Raw genomic sequence first — 17775 nt, 5'->3', positions numbered from 1 at the left:
ATATTCCCCTTAATTACTATAGGAAATCTCTTTATTTGCTTTTATCATAAACTCATACTGTAGAAGCCTTACTTCAAACAATGTTAATGGATCATAATAAACTTCCGGATTTGATTTCATCGTTTCGATATATTCCTGTGCTCTGCTTATTTCAATCTCTGTTTCATTAATAATTTCCTTTAGGCTTGCAAAAGGCTCTTTAAAGAAGCGATTTACATCTTGTGTCAATCCTTTTTCAAATAAATCGAATTGCAAAAAGAATTTATTAATAATCGAAGCAGTTGGATCAGCAAAACTTTCATTTTCTAAATATCTTTTATACTGATTAGCTAAAATCGATTTATTTTGTGAAATAGCTCCAAATAATTTCCCCGCACCTTTTAAAAGAATTTGTGCCGGTGTGTGACGAAGTAAAATATTTTCATTCTCAATTTGTGATCTGCTTTCCATCCGTTCGATATCACGTGTCCAGTCAGATATAATAGAAAAATTACATTCCAGTTTCAATTTCTCTTTTTCCTCATATAGCCCGCTAAACGTGACACACATCTCATCTATATTTGTTTGACTGTCATGTAATGTCTCATCTGATGTTCTAATCCATTGCTGGAGTTCATTCATATATTTTGGTAAAAGTTCTTCCTCCAAATAAATTTGCACTTTTTCATTCATTTTTTCATTTAGTTCAATATGAATGTTTTTAAAATCACTATTATCGTTAATAAGACCTGCGCATTCCCTGAGTATAAGCGGTATTCTGCTTTCAGCAGCTGTTCGCATTTCTGTTTTTATGCGCTGAAAGGCTTTCTTTATTTCCCCTGCCTTCTCTTTTTCCATATCATACAGATGATTAGAGAATCCATTAAGACGGTCTAAAATATCCTCATTCCAGTTGATAGAGTCGATCATATTATTTTCATTTTCCACTTTCTTTTTCAATAGCGAATTTAATGTTTGACGCACGAAATATAATATTTTCGCATTTCGGGTCTCCTCTTTATTCGTATGAACAGACTGGAAATTACCATTAACGAATGCTGATAAACTATCTAATTGCTGGCTGATTGGAAGGGATGATAGATATGGGAACAACTCCGCTCTTGGAGAAAATTCTTTTATTTTAGCTTCTATTTCTTCCATTACACGCTCAAGCTCTTCCTCGCCTGCAGATAAATCGATATTATTTAAAATAAAGTGAATTTTCATATCAGCTGCCTGCTTTTTAAGCTGTGCTAATAATTCACGTTCCTTTTCTGTAAAACCTTCATTTGCATCTAATATGAATAGTAAACCATCCGCTAACGGCAGGAAATCAAAAAGCTGCTGTCTTTCATCATTTCTATTTCCTATATCCGGAGTAACGATGAATCTGCATTTATTTTCATATAAGAAATGAGATGGCAGTTTTACATCAAAGAATGATTCTGTATTAATCAGTTTCTGCTCGTTATATATATTAAGGACTTCTCTTTCACCTTCATCCAATATTTCTTTTCTGCCCAACTGATCATCATGTGAAAGAATGATTGTAGAAGATTGATCAGCCCTAACTATATTTTCACCGACAATTGTATTAATGAAGGATGATTTTCCGCTTTTTACAGAACTTGCAACTAAATATTGATTAATTTCAAGATTAGTAAGACTGCTTATAAACCAGTTTAGCTTATAGCTCACTTCTAAATTTTTAGAATCGGACCATGTAGCAATCGAATGTAATAAGTCGAGACTGTATTCAATGCTTCCAGTATCATTAGGTACTGAATTAAAAATACGATTTTCTGCTTCTTTTACCGCTGTACCAATCGTTGAAGGGAATACTTCATTCCAAGATAATATTGCGGCAGATACGAATGTAGATTGCGACACCGGTGTCACTTTCAGCCAGTTTGCGAGCAGGTCAGGAACGACTTCATGCAGTTCCTTAACGAGAAATTTCCCACTTAATAAATCTAAATATGTCTCTTTAAATAAAGCACCGATAGGTTCCCAGGACATATGTGAAGTTGCTTCAATATTTAAAAAGACTTCATTTACTGTTTTAATCCATTGTAAATAAGATGTCTGCTTATATTCATGCCAAAGTGCTTTCATTAATTGCTTGAATTCGAAATTATCAACACGATATAAGGAAGATAGAGTTTTAGTGAAATAATTCGGTGCAATCGTCTTCGTGCAACCTTGTTCAATATAATTTTTTATTACTTTAAACCAGCTAAGTTCCTCTGTTCTAATTGCCTCATAGACGGCAAGCTCGAGCGCACGGTCAAAATCTTTTTGCTCTTCATAGAACTCCCTTGCTATCGTTGTGACATTCGGATAATCAGGATTTACTGAAATTGCTTTATTAATCATTTCATACGCTCGTTCTATATTTCCATCTAAAACGTAGAGAGAAAACAGCTTCAATGCTACCTCAGCTGTAAGCATAATGCTTTCCGAATCTATTAATATATAAACATCTTCTGCTGCTGATAATAGCCCAAGCTCATAATAAGCATCCCCTATATTTTTCTTCGCCCAGGGCTCAAGCTCATTATTTATATTTTCCCATTTAAATATCGCTGTTTCATAGTCTTTGTTATGGAAATAAACTTCCCCTTGAGCAAAGCGTATATAAGACAAGTCATATATTTCTTTTTTCTGTTCTGCTAAATATGCCTCGCCGAGCACTTGAATAGGATGCTCTTCACTATGTTCGAGAAACGCTTCAAAGTATGTTTTATTAATTAATTGTTTTTCTTCCGTCATTTTTTCCTCCACTTTATAAAATGTTTATTCAATCAAAAATGCGGCACTTCCAAGTTATTTATATGCCTTTTTCCCAAAAGCATAACGTAATATTTTTATCACTAAATCATTTCTCTATAACGCACATTAAAGCTTCCACTTAAATAATTCGTCATCTCTTGCTATTTTCTAGCCCATTTTGTGAAATATTTTTTAATATCTATGCAGAATGTTAAAATGTACTTACTATTCATTTTACACTATGTAGTATAAAACTCCCATTAATACAATTTTCTTTATCCCAGCCCTGTTTCCCTTCCTAAAAAAGTGGAACTAATCGAATTATTCATTCATTTAACGATGAAAATACGCGGCAGATTGGTTATAATAGTATGTTGAGACAGTATAAAGAACAATATTACATAGTTAAACAACAATGGGATATGCTTAGATATTTTCCGAAGTACATTTATCCTTATATTTTCAAAAAGAAAGGTTGATATAAATTGGAACATAATTCCTCAAACTTTATTAAAAGTATTATTAAAGAGGATCTTGAAACTGGAAAACGTGATAAAGTCGTCACTCGATTTCCTCCGGAGCCAAATGGCTATCTTCATATCGGACATGCAAAATCAATCGTTATAAACTTTGAAACAGCAGATGAATTTAACGGAAAAACGAATCTGCGTTTTGATGACACAAATCCATTAAAAGAAGATACAGAATATGTTGAAGCAATTAAAGAAGATGTAAAATGGCTCGGATATGATTGGGATGGGTTATTTTTTGCCTCTGATTATTTTGATGAAATGTATAATCGTGCCGTTCTCCTTATTAAAAAGGGAAAAGCATACGTGTGTGATTTAACTCCGGAAGAAATTCGCGAATACCGGGGAACATTAACAGAGCCTGGTAAAGACAGCCCGTATCGTGACCGTCCAGTTGATGAAAATTTAGATTTATTTGAAAGAATGAAGAATGGAGAATTCGAAAACGGCAGTAAAGTATTACGTGCAAAAATCGATATGTCTTCTCCAAATATTAACTTGCGTGATCCTATTATTTACCGTGTTTCTCATGTAACACATCATAATACTGGTGATAAATGGTGTATTTACCCGATGTATGATTTTGCTCATCCAATCGAAGATGCACTTGAAGGAATTACACATTCTTTATGTACGGTAGAATTCGAAGATCACCGTCCTCTTTATGAATGGGTTCTTGAAGAATGTGAAATGGCAGAAAAACCTCAGCAAATTGAGTTTGGCCGTCTAAACATTACGAATGCTGTTATGAGTAAAAGAAAGCTGAAGCAATTAGTAGATGAACAATTTGTTGATGGCTGGGACGACCCTCGTATGCCGACAGTTTCCGGTTTAAGAAGGAGAGGCTATACACCGGAATCTATTCGTCAATTCGTTAAGGAAACGGGTGTATCAAAAGGCTCCGGAATAGTTGATTCTGCTATGCTTGAGCACTTTGTCAGAGAAGATTTAAAACTAAAAGCTCCACGTACAATGGGTGTATTAAAGCCTTTGAAAGTGATCATTACAAATTATCCTGAAAATGAAGTAGAAATGCTGGATGCTGAAATCAATCCTGAAAATCCTGAAATGGGAATGCGCCAAATTCCATTTTCAAGAGAAATTTATGTGGAACAAGATGATTTCATGGAAGACCCGCCAAAGAAATATTTCCGTCTCTTTCCTGGCAATGAGGTTCGTTTAAAACATGCTTACTTCATTAAATGTGAGGAAGTAATTAAAGATGCAGAAGGCAATGTTATTGAGCTGCACTGTACGTATGATAAAGAAACGAAGAGCGGCTCAGGTTTTACAGGACGAAAAGTAAAAGGAACTATTCACTGGGTTGATGCAAAGCATGCGGTCCCAGCTGAATTCCGTTTATATGAACCGCTTATTTTAGATTCTGAAGATGAAAATACAAATAAAACATTCCTTGATAATGTAAATGAAAATTCATTGGAAATTGTCCAAGGTTTCATCGAACCGAATATGAAAGATGTCCAAGCACATGATAAGTTCCAATTTTTCCGCCATGGATATTTTAACGTCGATCCGAAACATTCAACGAGCGAAAAAGCTGTATTTAACCGAATCGTTTCTTTAAAAAGTTCATTTAAATTATAAGCTGAAGCTGTCTAAAAAGGGCAAAACAACCCTTTTTAGACAGCTTCCTCAAAGACCCCTTTATGAGAATCCAATAAAATCAAGGATTTCGTGACGGGGTCTTTCAGTTTTTAAAACTTATTAGGGACTATTGGATAGTCTCTAGTGAAATTTTAATATGAATCCCTCTATCATTAACATCTTCATTCGACAAAATTAACCGAAAATTTACAATATTTTTACACATATGATACCTTCCTTTAAAATTCCTCCAATAGACTTGATACGTTACTAATAACATTTATCAATGGAGGAAACTATGAAATCAATGAAAAACATCATCTCAAAAAGTCTCATCACAGCAGCTTCCGTCAGTTTATTAATGACGCCAATGAAGACCTCTGCCTCAGAATCACTATTAAAATATGATGCAAGCCTTCCAATCGAATTAGTTGGACGCTATACAAGCGGTGCTCCTATTAGTGCTGGCGGAACAGAAATTGTTGCTTATGACAAAAAAACAAAGCATGCGTTTTCTGTGAATGGAGACCAGAAATCAATTGATATTATCGATCTTTCTGTATTAAAAAAGGGTGAAAAAGTTGTTCCTAAGGTAAAACAAATTCCATTATCATCATTTGGTGTAGAAGCATCAGATGTAACAAGTGTAGCTATTCATCCTGATGGCGGCTATATTGCTATTGCCGCACCGGCAAAAAATAAAACAAATGATGGCCATGTCGTATTTATGACAACAGGCGGGGAATATATTGCCCATGTAAAAGCAGGTGCTCTCCCTGATATGCTTACATTCACACCTGACGGCAAAAAAGTTCTAGTTGCAAATGAAGGTGAGCCATCTGATGATTATAAAGTAAATCCCGAAGGATCAGTGAGTATTATTGATATATCAAAAGGAGTAAAAAACATTAAAAACAACTCGGTTACAACAGTTCGTTTTGATGAGAAAGCTGTCGATAAAGATGTAAGAAAGATTCAGCCGAAAAACTCTTACGCAGTTGAATTGGAGCCCGAGTATATCGTGACAGATAAAGGCGGGAAGTACGCATATGTAGCTTTACAAGAAAATAATGCTATAGCTAAATTAGATATTGAGAAAAAGAAATTTACAACAGTGAAGAGTCTTGGCTATAAAGATTTTTCGGTAAATGACAATCAATTAGATGCTTCGGATAAAGACGGGAAAATTAACATTCAGAACTGGCCTATTCTTTCCATGTACATGCCAGATGGAATGGCTTCATATGAAGTAAAGGGAAAAACATATATTCTAACTGCTAATGAAGGAGATGCCCAGGATTACAAAGGTTTTTCAGAAGAAGCTCGTGTGGAAGACTTAGTTAATTCGTATAAATTAAATGCGAAGCTCTACAAAGGATTTTCACAAGAACAACTTGATAAAATGGTGAAAGATGGACTTTTCAAAAAAGAACAGCTCGGAAGATTGAAAACAACAACAGCTGCACCAAAAAACAAAGATGGCAAATATGAAGCAATTTACGGATACGGCGCTCGTTCATTCTCAATCTGGGATGCTAATTCATTAAAGCTGACATATGACAGCGGTTCAGATTTCGAAAAAATTACTGCAGAGGCTGTTCCAAATCACTTCAATGCCAATAATACAGAAGATGAACTTGATTCACGCAGTGACGATAAAGGTCCAGAGCCAGAATCCGTTATTGTAGGCAATGTTAAAGGGAAAAACTATGCATTTATCGGTTTAGAAAGAACAGGCGGCATTATGGTATATGATGTAACTAACCCTGAGAAACCTAGATTTAATACGTATATTTCAAGCCGTACTTTTAATGGGGGAAAGGTAACAGCTTCAAGTAATGATGTTGCACCTGAAGGATTAACATTTATCCCGGCAAGTGACAGTCCAACAGGACAAGATCTCCTCCTTGCTGCCCATGAAGTAACAGGAACAATCGCTGTTTATTCACTAGGTGGAAAGACTGACAAATAATTTAAGTTTGATTATCTATACTGCATTTATACAAAAGGCTGTCCCGTACAACCGCTACGGAACAGCCTTCTTATCTAAGAAATTCAATCCTCATCCTTCACATCTAAATCTTCCGGAATTGGTTCATTTAATACTTCTTCTACTAACTTTTTATATTTTTCAAGCTGTTCAAAATGCGTCTTGAACTGATCTTTATAGATCAATACTGCACCATCACTATCATGCAAAGCTCTTATTTTCCCTTGTAAAATTAAATTCTCCACATACGGTACAGATACCGATAAATACTCAGCCGTTTCCTCTACTGTTAAATACACTTATTCCGTCACTCCACTACTATATTTATAGGTTCTATTATAACGTATTTCAGCAAGAGTTACTCGGTTTCTTTCTTCCCCATTCTCTATCTTAGACAAGCAAGAACACCTACTTATTAACATAGCGAATCTTATGCACAATTGATCTATACTTTATTACAATTTGATTGTCCAGTTAAACTGATCTGGAATTGAGCCGTTTTGGATGCCCGTTAATGTATCATAAAGCATTTGTGTTACTTCCCCAATCTCACCATTGTTAATAATGATTCTTTCGTCCAGCCATTTCAATTCACCGATCGGAGAAATAACAGCCGCTGTTCCCGTACCAAAAGCCTCTTCTAATGTTCCATTATGATATGCTTCTGTAATGTCATGAATTGAAATTTGACGCTCTTCGACTGGAATGTTTTTCGCTTTTAATAACTGAATCATTGAATCACGTGTAATCCCATGCAGTATGCTGCCATTTAGCGCAGGTGTTACAACTGTACCGTTAATTTTGAAGAAGATATTCATACTTCCTACTTCTTCTATATATTGTTTTTCTCTTCCATCTAACCACAGTGTCTGAGAATAACCATCTTTGTTCGCGAGTTCCTGCCCTTTTAAGCTGCTTGCATAATTACCGCCTGTTTTCGCCTCACCTGTTCCTCCGGCAACAGCACGCACATATTGCTGTTCGACTAGAATTTTTACCGGTTTAATGCCTTCTTTGTAGTAAGAGCCTACTGGAGACAGAATAATAATAAATTGGAAATTTTGTGAAGAAGCTACACCTAAACAAGGTTCTGTTGCAATAATAAATGGACGGATATATAGAGATGTACCTGGCGCATTTGGAATCCACTCACGATCCACTTCTACCAATTGCTTTAATGCTTCTAATGCAAGCTCCTCATCAATAACAGGGATACATAAACGTTCATTAGATGCATTTAATCGCTTAAAGTTGCTTTCCGGGCGAAATAGTAAGACTTTGTTATCTACTGTTAAATATGCTTTCAATCCCTCAAATACCGTTTGAGCGTAGTGAAAAACTTTTGATGCCGGATCTAGAGAAATCGGCTGATACGGTATAATACGCGGCTCATGCCAGCCCTTGCCTTCTGTATAATCTACGACAAACATATGGTCTGTAAAAAATCGGCCAAAACCGAGATTATTAATATCAGGTTTATCTTTTTTATTTGTTGTTAATTCTATTTTTATTTCTGTCATCGTCATAGTCTCCAATCCATAATAGCTAAATAAATATTCCGAAAATAAAGAATTATACATCATTCTACTCAGAGTTTTTCAATTCGTAAAATATATATAAACTATCAAAACTATGCGAAAAAGTTATAAAACTTAAAGTTTATTCGATTGAATGTATTTAATAAACTCTCTTGCTGCAAAAGAAAGATATTTATTTTTCTTGTAAATAAGCACTAATTCCCAATCAATAATAGGATAAGAGATTGAAATGGCATGTACTTTCTCATTATTAAACCGGCTCACCATCGATCTCGGAATAATCGAAATCCCTACCTGTGTTGCCACCATCTCACCCATGATATCCCATAGAGAACTTTTATAAGCAACTTTCGGTTCAAAGCCCGACTGCACACACGATTTTGTAACTACATCATGAAGGACATAATCTTCTGTTAAAAGAATAAATGATTCATTTTTTAAATCAGATAAGTGTACTGATTCTTTTTCAACAAGCCAATGTTCACTGTCTACGATGACAACTAATTCCTCAGATAATAAAGGGATCGTTTCAAAAATATCATAGTCAACCGGCATTACCGTTACCCCTAAATCAATATCTCCCTGCTTTACCTTCAGTGTTAATTGTTTTGCACTACATTGAACCATATCTATATCAATTTGAGGATATTCCCCTTTAAATCCAGCAAGTATATTAGGAAAAAGCAATACACCTATTGTAGGCATTAATCCCATTTTGATCGTTCCTTTTTCTATATGAACAAGTTCATTAACAGAAGAATAGACATCTTCTACCGACTGTAAGATTTTCAAAGCCTGTTCATACACGATGGCTCCTACGTCAGTAAGTTTTATTTTTCTCTCTGAACGATCTAATAAAGTTGCCTTCAATTCATCTTCAAGATTTTTAATCATCTTACTGATGGATGGCTGGGAGACAAGCAGAACTTGAGATGCTTTTGTAAAACTCTCTTGTTTAGCCACTTCTACAAAATATTTGAGCTGCTGAAGATCCATTTTATAAACCCCTTCAATTAATTAATTGAATTTATCATGACAGTAGAGAATACTGAGAAATACGTTCTCAACTTAGCTTTAAAATACATTTTATATTTTACAGCTAAAAAGACAAAAAAAGATCCCCCTAAAACTATAAATACCAATGTACTTAATAGTTGTTAGAAAGATTAATACTCCACAGCTTTTATATTGTAAGTACATACAAAGTGACTTTCATTCCATTTTCTATATAAAGAAAGCAGGAATCGGTAGAGATCCCTGCTTCCCTTATGCTTACTTTAATCTAACTCTTCAATCGAATTTCCTTCTACATGCCGCTTTGTCATCAGATTTTTCGCTTTTCGATATTCCTTTGACTGAAAAATAATATCCATATCATATTCAGCTGGATAAAGCTCTTCAGCTTTAATATATAAAGTTAAACGTTTATGATTAAATACCATTTTCTTTCCTTTTACAAATACTTCTATCTCTCCTTTTTCATTTGCTTCTTTATACACAATTCCAAATTCATTTAAAGATGGGATTTTCACATTATCTCCCTTTTTAAAATTGATTTGTGCTATTTCTACTTCCTCTTTCTGATGGTGTTTTTGCTTGTAAATATACTTCTCATTCATCGCTAATTGCCGATCTAACTCATATTTACTAAATGAAGGTGACGGCTCATAGCTCTTCTTTTCTTTGTACGTTACTTCATGTGCACGTTCAATTAACTTTGGATTCATACCAAGTCTCAATGCAATTTCGAAAGCCTGACTCTCTCCTCCTTTACCAATGAGAAGACGGTAAGTCGGCTGTAAAGTAGCTATATCAAATTCCATCGATCCATTTTCGAACCCATCGCGTTCATTTGCATACGTTTTAATCTCACTATAATGAGTTGTTGCCAGAAGTGTTGCTCCTTTATTAAAAAGCTCTTCTAAAATCGAAATAGCTAACCCCATTCCTTCAGCAGGATCTGTACCTGATCCTAATTCATCTATTAATACGAGCGTTTGCGGTGTTGTTTCCCCTAAAATTCCGATAATATTTTTTATTCGTGAGGAAAAGGTACTAAGTGACTGTTGAATGCTTTGACCGTCACCGATATCAACAAGGATATTATGAAATATGGCAATCTCACTTCCCTGTTCTGCTGGAATATGAAATCCTGTCTGAGCCATCATCGTAAGCAGCCCAACCGTCTTAATTGTTACAGTTTTCCCACCCGTATTCGGTCCTGTTATAAGAAGCGCATCGAAGTTTTCACCGATCGTAAAATTCAAAGGTACAGCATTTTCTCCTACGAAAGGATGTCTCGCATTTTTTAATTTAATCGTATGATGCTCATTGATTTTTGGTGATACTCCGTTTATTTTCTTGCTGTACTTTGCTTTAGCAAAAATGACATCATATCGTATCATTATATCTGCCGCTAATTTAATTTCATATTCATGCTGTTCTACAAGTCCAGTCAGTACGGAAAGAATCATTTGTTCTTCCGCTTCCTCCTGCATCTTTAATATATAAATTTCATCTTGAATCATTCCAATTTCTTCAGGTTCTATATAAACGGTAGAACCTGATGCCGAAGTATCGAGTACAGTTCCTTTTACATTTTTTCGATACTCCTTTTTCACCGGAATGACATAACGGTTACTTCTCATACTTACGATATTTTCCTGAATATACTTGCTGTATTTTGATGATTTCAGAAGATGATCTACTTTACTTTTTATACGTTCTTCTAAAATCGTTATTTGCTTACGAATTTTTAGTAACTCTTTACTCGCATAATCATCTATTTTCCCATTGCGAATAGACCGGATGATTTCTTCAGCTAATTTATCCAAGTTATGAAAAGATGCGGCATATGTCGTAATAACTGGCGCAGCATATTCCTTATCCTTCATAAATCGTTTTATCTTATCCATACATACTAATAAATCATAAAGCTCTATTAATTGAGCCGCGTTTAAAACAACCCCTTTATTAAAGCTCTTTAACAATCGCTCGATTCCTTTTAACCCATGAATCGGTACACTCGAAGTGATTTCTAATATTTCCCCAGCCTCATCTACTTCATTCATCCAAGCTTCTATTTGTTTCTTATTCGTTGTCGGATGAAGAGAAAGAATTTCTTTTTTCGCCATTTCTGAAACAGTATAAGAAGCAATTTCCTCTTTAACATCTGTAAATTGCAATACCTCAATTGTTTGCTTATTCATCATTATTTCCTCCTTCGTTATTGTTTTTTCACAACTTACGTGCGAGGAAATGAAAGAACAAAGAATGCAAAATAATCTATTTAATTTAAAATAAAAAACCGCAAAAGAACATACATGAGTTCTTTTGCGGTGAATGGTAGTTGTTATATATGAAGCGTACTTAAATAAGAATAGACACTTCACACTATCATTAGGAGCAGGCGCAAACTTATGTTCTTAACATTTCGTATACCAAATAAGCATTACTTAAATGCTGATTTTGGACACGCACGTATAAAATTACGTTTAGTTAAGAACTGCAACCTCCATAAAACACACTCCTTAATTTTAAAATACAATTTCATCTTAACAAAATTCCCATAAAGAGTAAAGACTAACTGGAATTTTATCCTACAAAAATTTCTAATCGATTTAATATAATTATTTCGACAATTTTTCCGAATTTTATAAACCGAACACCAAATTTTGCTATAATATCCATATAAATAATCGGAGGTTTTTTAAAATGAACTATTGGAAAAAGTTTTTTATTTTCACCCTTCTTCTCTCTCTGTTAGTACCGTTTTTTCCAAAAGTATCGGATGCTGCAGGTACAACCTGTTATACGCCGAATCAGCCAAACAAAACTTATATAAACGTATCAGTGGCTACTTTATGGAAAGAACCTGGCACAAAGCGGAATATCGATCAGTATTCTTTATCAAATCCTGTTGATATGAAGACTTGGACAGCTAAAATGGGGACTGCCGATTCCCGGAGATGGTTAACTGGAAAAACTGAAACACAAGGTTTATACGGTCAGGAAGTAAAAGTATTGAAGACAAATGGAAACTGGGTACAAGTCGCTATAGTTGATCAGGCTACATCAAAAAATAAAGATGGCTACCCTGGCTGGATGCCAAAATCACAGCTTACTACTCAGGAAGCAGCATATGGTCAATGTGAGATAGCTAGTGTAAAAGCGAAAACAGCCTCTCTGTATGACGATAAAAAGAAAAAGTTTTTAGAAGTCAGCTTCAATACGAGATTACCTGTTTTAGCTGTAGAAAATGACTGGGTACAGGTAATGACTCCTTCAAATGAAGCAAAGTGGATTAAAAGAAGTGATATTCATATATACTCTTCTTTATCTGATATAACAGAACCTAGCGGGACCGATCTATTAAATACTGGGAAGCAATTTCTAGGGTTGTCTTATTTATGGGGAGGGGTTTCTGCGTATGGCTTTGACTGTTCTGGATTTACGTATTCTGTCTATAAATATTATGGAATATTAATACCGCGGGATGCTTCTGAACAATTCACAAAAGGGAAAGCTGTTTCAAAAGATCAATTAGAGCCTGGTGACTTAATGTTCTTCGCTTATAAATCCGGGAAGAGCAAAGGTAAAGTCCATCACGTCGCTATGTATGCAGGAAATGGAAAAATGATTCACTCCCCTCAAGCAGGTAAAAATGTTGAGATTATTTCCATTAATACATCCCCTTATAAAGAGGAATATGCAGGCGGGCGCAGATATGTTGACGTAAATCAAAAAGTAAATGATGCAAAAAAACTGGGAGAATCTCTATTAAATTCATTATCCAGTTTTGAAAGAAAAATTAATTCTGGAAATCTTGCTGAAATAAATGAACAGTATGATTCTTTCTCTAACAAAATAAAAGCTGTTGAAAAAGCTATCGGAAAAGTGTCCGGAAAAGCGAATCGGGACAATTTAAATAATAAATATGTAAGACCGGCAAAGATTGCAAGAGAAAGAGTAATATACGAAATCTCTCAATACCGCCTATTAAAGATAATTAATGATTTCATTGCGACAGACGACATGGAGAACATGAAAAAAGAGATGGCTAAATTGGAACGTTTGCAAAAGAGAGCTGTTCAAATAAAGAAAGATGGAGGATACGAACCCCTCCCTCCTCAAATAGAGGCTCAATTGCGCGATTTAATAGCTGACCTGAAACTAATAAAACTTCCCGCAATAGACGGTATCAATTAACGTTTTCTTCTGAAAATATGATAAAATTAAAATAAAATACATACTTTCTAAACGGAGGTTATGAATAAATGAGTTTATTAAATGATGCAAAAATAGCAGACATTAGAAGTTCTCTTGAAAAGCGTGTTATTACATTGCCTGATGGTACAACTGTACCAGTTTTAGGACAAGGTACTTGGTATATGGGAGAAAATGCACGTACAAAAGACCAGGAAGTAAAAGCATTACAGCTTGGTATTGAGCTTGGTATGACATTAATTGATACTGCTGAAATGTACGGCGGCGGCGGCTCTGAACGTGTAGTCGGTGAGGCAATTAAAGGACGCAGAGATGATGTTTTCCTCGTATCGAAATTTTATCCAAGCAATGCAAGTATCAGTAAAGTTGCTGCAGCTTGCGAAAACAGCTTAAAAAGATTAGGTACGGATCATTTAGATTTATATCTTCTACACTGGAGAGGCAGTGTTCCTTTTGAAGAAACAATTGAAGGACTGGAAAAGCTTAAAAAAGAAGGCAAAATCCTAAGATGGGGTGTTTCTAACTTAGATACAGAGGATATGGATGAGCTGTACAATGCTCCTAATGGACAAAATTGTATGACAAACCAAGTCCTTTACCATTTAGGTTCAAGAGGAATTGACTTTGATCTTCTGCCATGGCAGCGTGAACGCCGTATGCCGATTATGGCTTACTGTCCGATTGCACAAGGCGGTTCATTAAGAAGACAGTTATTAAATAACCCGATCATTCAGGATATTGCAGAGAAACACGGCGTACAGCCATTACAAATTGTTCTTGCTTGGTGCATTCGTTCTAACGATGTAATTGCGATTCCAAAAGCGTCTCAAGAAGAACATGTTATTCAAAATGCAAGTGTTGCTGCAATTGAATTGACATCAGAAGATTTAAAAAGACTCGATCAGGCATTTCCACCGCCAACGAGAAAAACATATTTGGATATTGTTTAATACTAAGAAAAAGAAGCAGATCAGTGTCTGCTTCTTTTTCTCTAAATCTATTTTACATATTCATTACTTACTAATTGATCTTCCATTACTTTTGTCGGTATTTCAAACTCAACTACACCCATATAACCTGGTGCAACATCATATTCATTAAATGAAATCACGAGTTTTCCGTTTTTATTAATATAGAAATTCTGATCTTTTGAGATTGTTTTAAATGCTTCATCAGCTATTATTTCTAATTCTGTACCTTCCACCCAATATATTTTATTTTGATCTTTTTTCATTTGATTTCTCATTTGCTCTTGAATATTTTCACTGATCACTTTTACATAATCATTATTTTTAAACAAACTTGGAAGGGTTATTAATACTTCATGCTTTTTATCGACTGTATCATATTGTACTGTTTGTTCAGCAGATGCTGCTGTTTTCACAACAGTTCTGCGAATAGTAAGAATCTGTTCATTTTCTTCTATTACTTCATAATCGCTATCTACTCCAATATTTCCGCCATTTTTTTCCTTGATTTTATCCATTTCATCCATAAAACTTTTATAAAGCTGTTCATTTTCTTTTAAATATTTCTCATTAAGTGCTGATTGTAATGATTTATTTTCTAAGTTTTTGATCTCAGGAACTTTGATATCAGCATGAAAGTTCTCTTCTTCTACTTTATACTCAACGAATGTTAGAAGCTTAATTAAATCTCCAACTATCGGTATCTTTTCCATCGTTTGAGCAAAGGATGGATTTGCATTAATACTTGAAATAAACAATATTACTGCTGCTGCAATTACTATAATCCAGCTCTTCCTAACCTTTCGCTTTTCCTTCCTTAATAATGCTTTGTTCACAACATCATCTAATTCCTTAGGAATCGGTATATTCATATATTCTTCTTTTAATTCATCTAATTTATTATCCATATTGATTTCTCCTTATTCCATATTCATACGTAATAGTTTTAAAGCACGATATAATCTCGTTTTTACTGTATTAACAGGTAATTTTAAAATGAATGCAATATCTTCAAGTTTTAAGTCTTCAAAAAATCTTAAAGTAATGATTTCATAGTAGGGAAGCGGCAATATTTCTAATGCCCGTTCTAAATCAATATCATGGTACTTTGTTTCTTCAATTGACGCATGAATCTCTATATCATCAACAATCTGCACTCTTTTATGCTTTCTAAGAAAATCCAAAGCAGTATTAACGACAATTCGATAAAACCAGCTTTTTACTACTTTGTCGTCTTTAAGTGAATGCAAGGATTTTAATCCTTTTACAATGGAATCTTGAACAATGTCTAATGCATCCTGTTCATTTTTGACATAGCTATATGCCAGTCTGTAAACATTTTCTTTATGCTCTATTACAAACTCGGAAAAGATTTCCTTTGCTTTATTTCGAAACATAACATCTCCGTCTCCTATCTGGTACGCGCAACCATTTTATCTTTCAATAATAAGACGTCAATATGAAATAAAAAGTTTTCACTATATAGAAAGCCCAAAGTTTTTTCACATAACTAAAAAAACCTTCCACATATTTAAGAAGGTTTTCATCATTTATCTTATCCTATTAATGCCGCTTCATTTAACTGTTCGGCAGATAAAGCGACATCTGCAGTTGCTTTTTCAATTTCAGTGACAACGTGGATCAATTCTTCCATATGCTCTTGTACCCGAAGAACCGTACTGCCGCTTTGCTGGATAGATTGAACAATATTTTGGAATGAGTTATTCGTATGCTCTGAAGCGGACATTCCTAGCTGTACCGTATTTCTTACTTGATTTAGAGATTGTTCCACTTGTATTTTATATTTATTTGATGTGGAAATTAATTCATTTATTTGAGAAATAGAATTTTTCGTTTGTTCTGCTAGTTTCCTTACTTCCTGAGAAACGACCGCAAAGCCTTTTCCATGCTCCCCTGCTCTTGCCGCCTCAATTGCAGAATTTAAAGAAAGCAAATTCGTCTGGTCAGCAATCTCTTGCACGATATGAATAACATTTGAAATCTCATTTGACGATTCCCCTAATTTATTAATAATATCAATCATATCTCTAGTAAATGTTTCAATTAAATTTACTTTCGTAAAAAGTTCATTCAGCTTATTCTTTCCTTCATCTGCATACATTTTTGCCATTGTAGCCTGTTCATTGCTTTCCGTTGTCGTCTTATTCGCCTCTCTAATATTCATACTAAGCGCTTCAACAGCTGCTTGAGTCTGTTCCGTAAGCGCTACCAGCCCAATGCTCACAGATGTCATTTTATTTTTCAGATCTGCTTTTCCCTTTTCAAATTCCAACTGTAATTTCTCCATATTTTCCTGTTCATATGCCTCTAGTACAATTTGCTGCTCGAAACTTAGTATTTTATTAACTACTGATAAGATTGTTTGTATTTCTTCTTTATTACTTACTTTGTTACATACAATGGAAAGAAGAGAATTTTGCACATTTTGAAAGGCACCCATATACCAAGCAGGCTCCAGTCCAATTCGATAATGTGTTTTCGCTACACGAAAGCGCTTTCCAACAAATGATTGATCGATCTTCCCGCTAAACAATTCTATAAAATGAACTTTAAGCGTTTCACGCAGACGATCTACAGTACTATATTTCTCAATCATCTCTTTTAAATGCTCGACACGTAAAATAGTAGAATAAAATTCTTCCACGAGCTGATCAATATGCTCTCGAACGATCGGCTGGATGCTTTTAATTACTTTTAAATCATTTTCGGTAAAATTCATCATATCCATTTTTGTTTGAATAGAATCATCTTCAATATCTATTATTACATCCATTTCACCTGCATACTGTAGCCATTTTTTCTCTTCCTTGCTTCCTCTTATTAACTGAAATAAACTCATTTTATTTTTTCCTCCAATTTAGCTGAGCTTATGAATAGTATCTTTTTTCCATTAATAGTTAAACGATCACACTTTTTAAATAATTTACCATATTAATTATAATATAATTTAGTTCATATTAACTATATTTTTCTGAAATTTAAGTCTATTTACCTAACTGGAAAATAATTCTCTTTTATTACATACTTACAAGGCAGAGAAACTCCATGCTCAGCTTCTAAAATCATGTAAAAAATCACCAACAGAGAAAGGACATTAATTGATAGAAAAAAAATAATTAACTATAATAAAGTGAAACTTCTATCAG

The 17775-nt window shown here is 34.4% G+C and carries 12 protein-coding genes; 4 read left to right on the top strand and 8 right to left on the bottom strand.

Annotation, left to right across the window (positions count from 1 at the left end; genetic code table 11):
• Nucleotides 1-9 precede the first annotated feature (9 nt).
• Nucleotides 10-2751, bottom strand: a complete 2742-nt coding sequence (locus BFA01S_RS05525; protein ID WP_066226719.1) for a hypothetical protein — start codon at nt 2749-2751, stop codon at nt 10-12.
• A gap of 485 nt (nt 2752-3236) precedes the next feature.
• On the opposite strand from BFA01S_RS05525, the gene BFA01S_RS05520 reads away from it, so the two are divergent.
• Both BFA01S_RS05520 and BFA01S_RS05515 read left to right on the top strand, forming a co-directional pair.
• Nucleotides 3237-4886, top strand: a complete 1650-nt coding sequence (locus tag BFA01S_RS05520) for a glutamine--tRNA ligase/YqeY domain fusion protein (RefSeq protein WP_066226717.1) — start codon at nt 3237-3239, stop codon at nt 4884-4886.
• 298 nt (nt 4887-5184) lie between these two features.
• Entirely contained in the window at nt 5185-6858 is a 1674-nt protein-coding gene (locus BFA01S_RS05515; RefSeq protein WP_066226715.1) for a choice-of-anchor I family protein, read from the top strand.
• Nucleotides 6859-6941: 83 nt separating this feature from the next.
• Here the strand turns inward: BFA01S_RS05515 and BFA01S_RS05510 are convergent, their stop codons facing one another.
• From BFA01S_RS05510 to BFA01S_RS05495, 4 genes are all read right to left on the bottom strand, one after another.
• Nucleotides 6942-7175 carry an excisionase family DNA-binding protein gene (locus BFA01S_RS05510; RefSeq protein WP_066226713.1) on the bottom strand — a complete coding sequence of 78 codons (234 nt, stop codon included), beginning with the start codon at nt 7173-7175 and terminating at the stop codon, nt 6942-6944.
• 156 nt (nt 7176-7331) lie between these two features.
• Nucleotides 7332-8402 carry a branched-chain amino acid aminotransferase gene (locus BFA01S_RS05505; RefSeq protein WP_066226711.1) on the bottom strand — a complete coding sequence of 357 codons (1071 nt, stop codon included), beginning with the start codon at nt 8400-8402 and terminating at the stop codon, nt 7332-7334.
• A gap of 126 nt (nt 8403-8528) precedes the next feature.
• The gene (locus BFA01S_RS05500; protein WP_066226709.1) at nt 8529-9410 is read right to left on the bottom strand and encodes a LysR family transcriptional regulator; all 882 of its coding nucleotides are present in this window, start codon (nt 9408-9410) and stop codon (nt 8529-8531) included.
• 281 nt (nt 9411-9691) lie between these two features.
• Nucleotides 9692-11623 carry an endonuclease MutS2 gene (locus BFA01S_RS05495; protein ID WP_066226707.1) on the bottom strand — a complete coding sequence of 644 codons (1932 nt, stop codon included), beginning with the start codon at nt 11621-11623 and terminating at the stop codon, nt 9692-9694.
• Between the two features lie 505 nt (nt 11624-12128).
• On the opposite strand from BFA01S_RS05495, the gene BFA01S_RS05490 reads away from it, so the two are divergent.
• Nucleotides 12129-13622, top strand: a complete 1494-nt coding sequence (locus tag BFA01S_RS05490; protein ID WP_082799869.1) for an NlpC/P60 family protein — start codon at nt 12129-12131, stop codon at nt 13620-13622.
• Between the two features lie 68 nt (nt 13623-13690).
• Entirely contained in the window at nt 13691-14590 is a 900-nt protein-coding gene (locus BFA01S_RS05485; RefSeq protein ID WP_066226706.1) for an aldo/keto reductase, read from the top strand.
• Between the two features lie 47 nt (nt 14591-14637).
• On the opposite strand, the gene rsiV is transcribed toward BFA01S_RS05485, so the two are convergent.
• The 3 genes from rsiV to BFA01S_RS05470 all read right to left on the bottom strand — a co-directional run bounded on the left by rsiV (nt 14638) and on the right by BFA01S_RS05470 (nt 17468).
• Nucleotides 14638-15516: an anti-sigma-V factor RsiV gene (rsiV, locus tag BFA01S_RS05480; protein WP_066226704.1), complete on the bottom strand. Its 879-nt coding sequence runs from the start codon at nt 15514-15516 to the stop codon at nt 14638-14640.
• Between the two features lie 12 nt (nt 15517-15528).
• Complete coding sequence (sigV, locus tag BFA01S_RS05475) at nt 15529-16005, bottom strand: RNA polymerase sigma factor SigV (protein ID WP_066226702.1); 477 nt, start codon at nt 16003-16005, stop codon at nt 15529-15531.
• Between the two features lie 158 nt (nt 16006-16163).
• Complete coding sequence (locus BFA01S_RS05470) at nt 16164-17468, bottom strand: globin-coupled sensor protein (RefSeq protein WP_066226701.1); 1305 nt, start codon at nt 17466-17468, stop codon at nt 16164-16166.
• Between the last annotated feature and the right edge of the window lie 307 nt (nt 17469-17775).

Source organism: Metabacillus fastidiosus NBRC 101226 (assembly GCF_001591625.1).
GTDB classification, from domain to species: Bacteria; Bacillota; Bacilli; order Bacillales; family Bacillaceae; genus Metabacillus; species Metabacillus fastidiosus.
The sequence above is the reverse complement of the archived record's forward strand: the minus strand, read 5'-3'. Positions and strand labels throughout refer to the sequence as shown.

Bases quoted from the DNA above. Each gene is read 5' to 3' on its own strand.
- BFA01S_RS05500 (WP_066226709.1), bottom strand. From the start codon at position 9,410: ATGGATCTTCAGCAGCTCAAATATTTTGTAGAAGTGGCTAAACAAGAG.
- BFA01S_RS05495 (WP_066226707.1), bottom strand. From the start codon at position 11,623: ATGAATAAGCAAACAATTGAGGTATTGCAATTTACAGATGTTAAAGAG.
- BFA01S_RS05515 (WP_066226715.1), top strand. From the start codon at position 5,185: ATGAAATCAATGAAAAACATCATCTCAAAAAGTCTCATCACAGCAGCT.
- BFA01S_RS05485 (WP_066226706.1), top strand. From the start codon at position 13,691: ATGAGTTTATTAAATGATGCAAAAATAGCAGACATTAGAAGTTCTCTT.
- BFA01S_RS05505 (WP_066226711.1), bottom strand. From the start codon at position 8,402: ATGACGATGACAGAAATAAAAATAGAATTAACAACAAATAAAAAAGAT.
- rsiV (WP_066226704.1), bottom strand. From the start codon at position 15,516: ATGGATAATAAATTAGATGAATTAAAAGAAGAATATATGAATATACCG.
- BFA01S_RS05490 (WP_082799869.1), top strand. From the start codon at position 12,129: ATGAACTATTGGAAAAAGTTTTTTATTTTCACCCTTCTTCTCTCTCTG.
- sigV (WP_066226702.1), bottom strand. From the start codon at position 16,005: ATGTTTCGAAATAAAGCAAAGGAAATCTTTTCCGAGTTTGTAATAGAG.
- BFA01S_RS05525 (WP_066226719.1), bottom strand. From the start codon at position 2,751: ATGACGGAAGAAAAACAATTAATTAATAAAACATACTTTGAAGCGTTT.
- BFA01S_RS05470 (WP_066226701.1), bottom strand. From the start codon at position 17,468: ATGAGTTTATTTCAGTTAATAAGAGGAAGCAAGGAAGAGAAAAAATGG.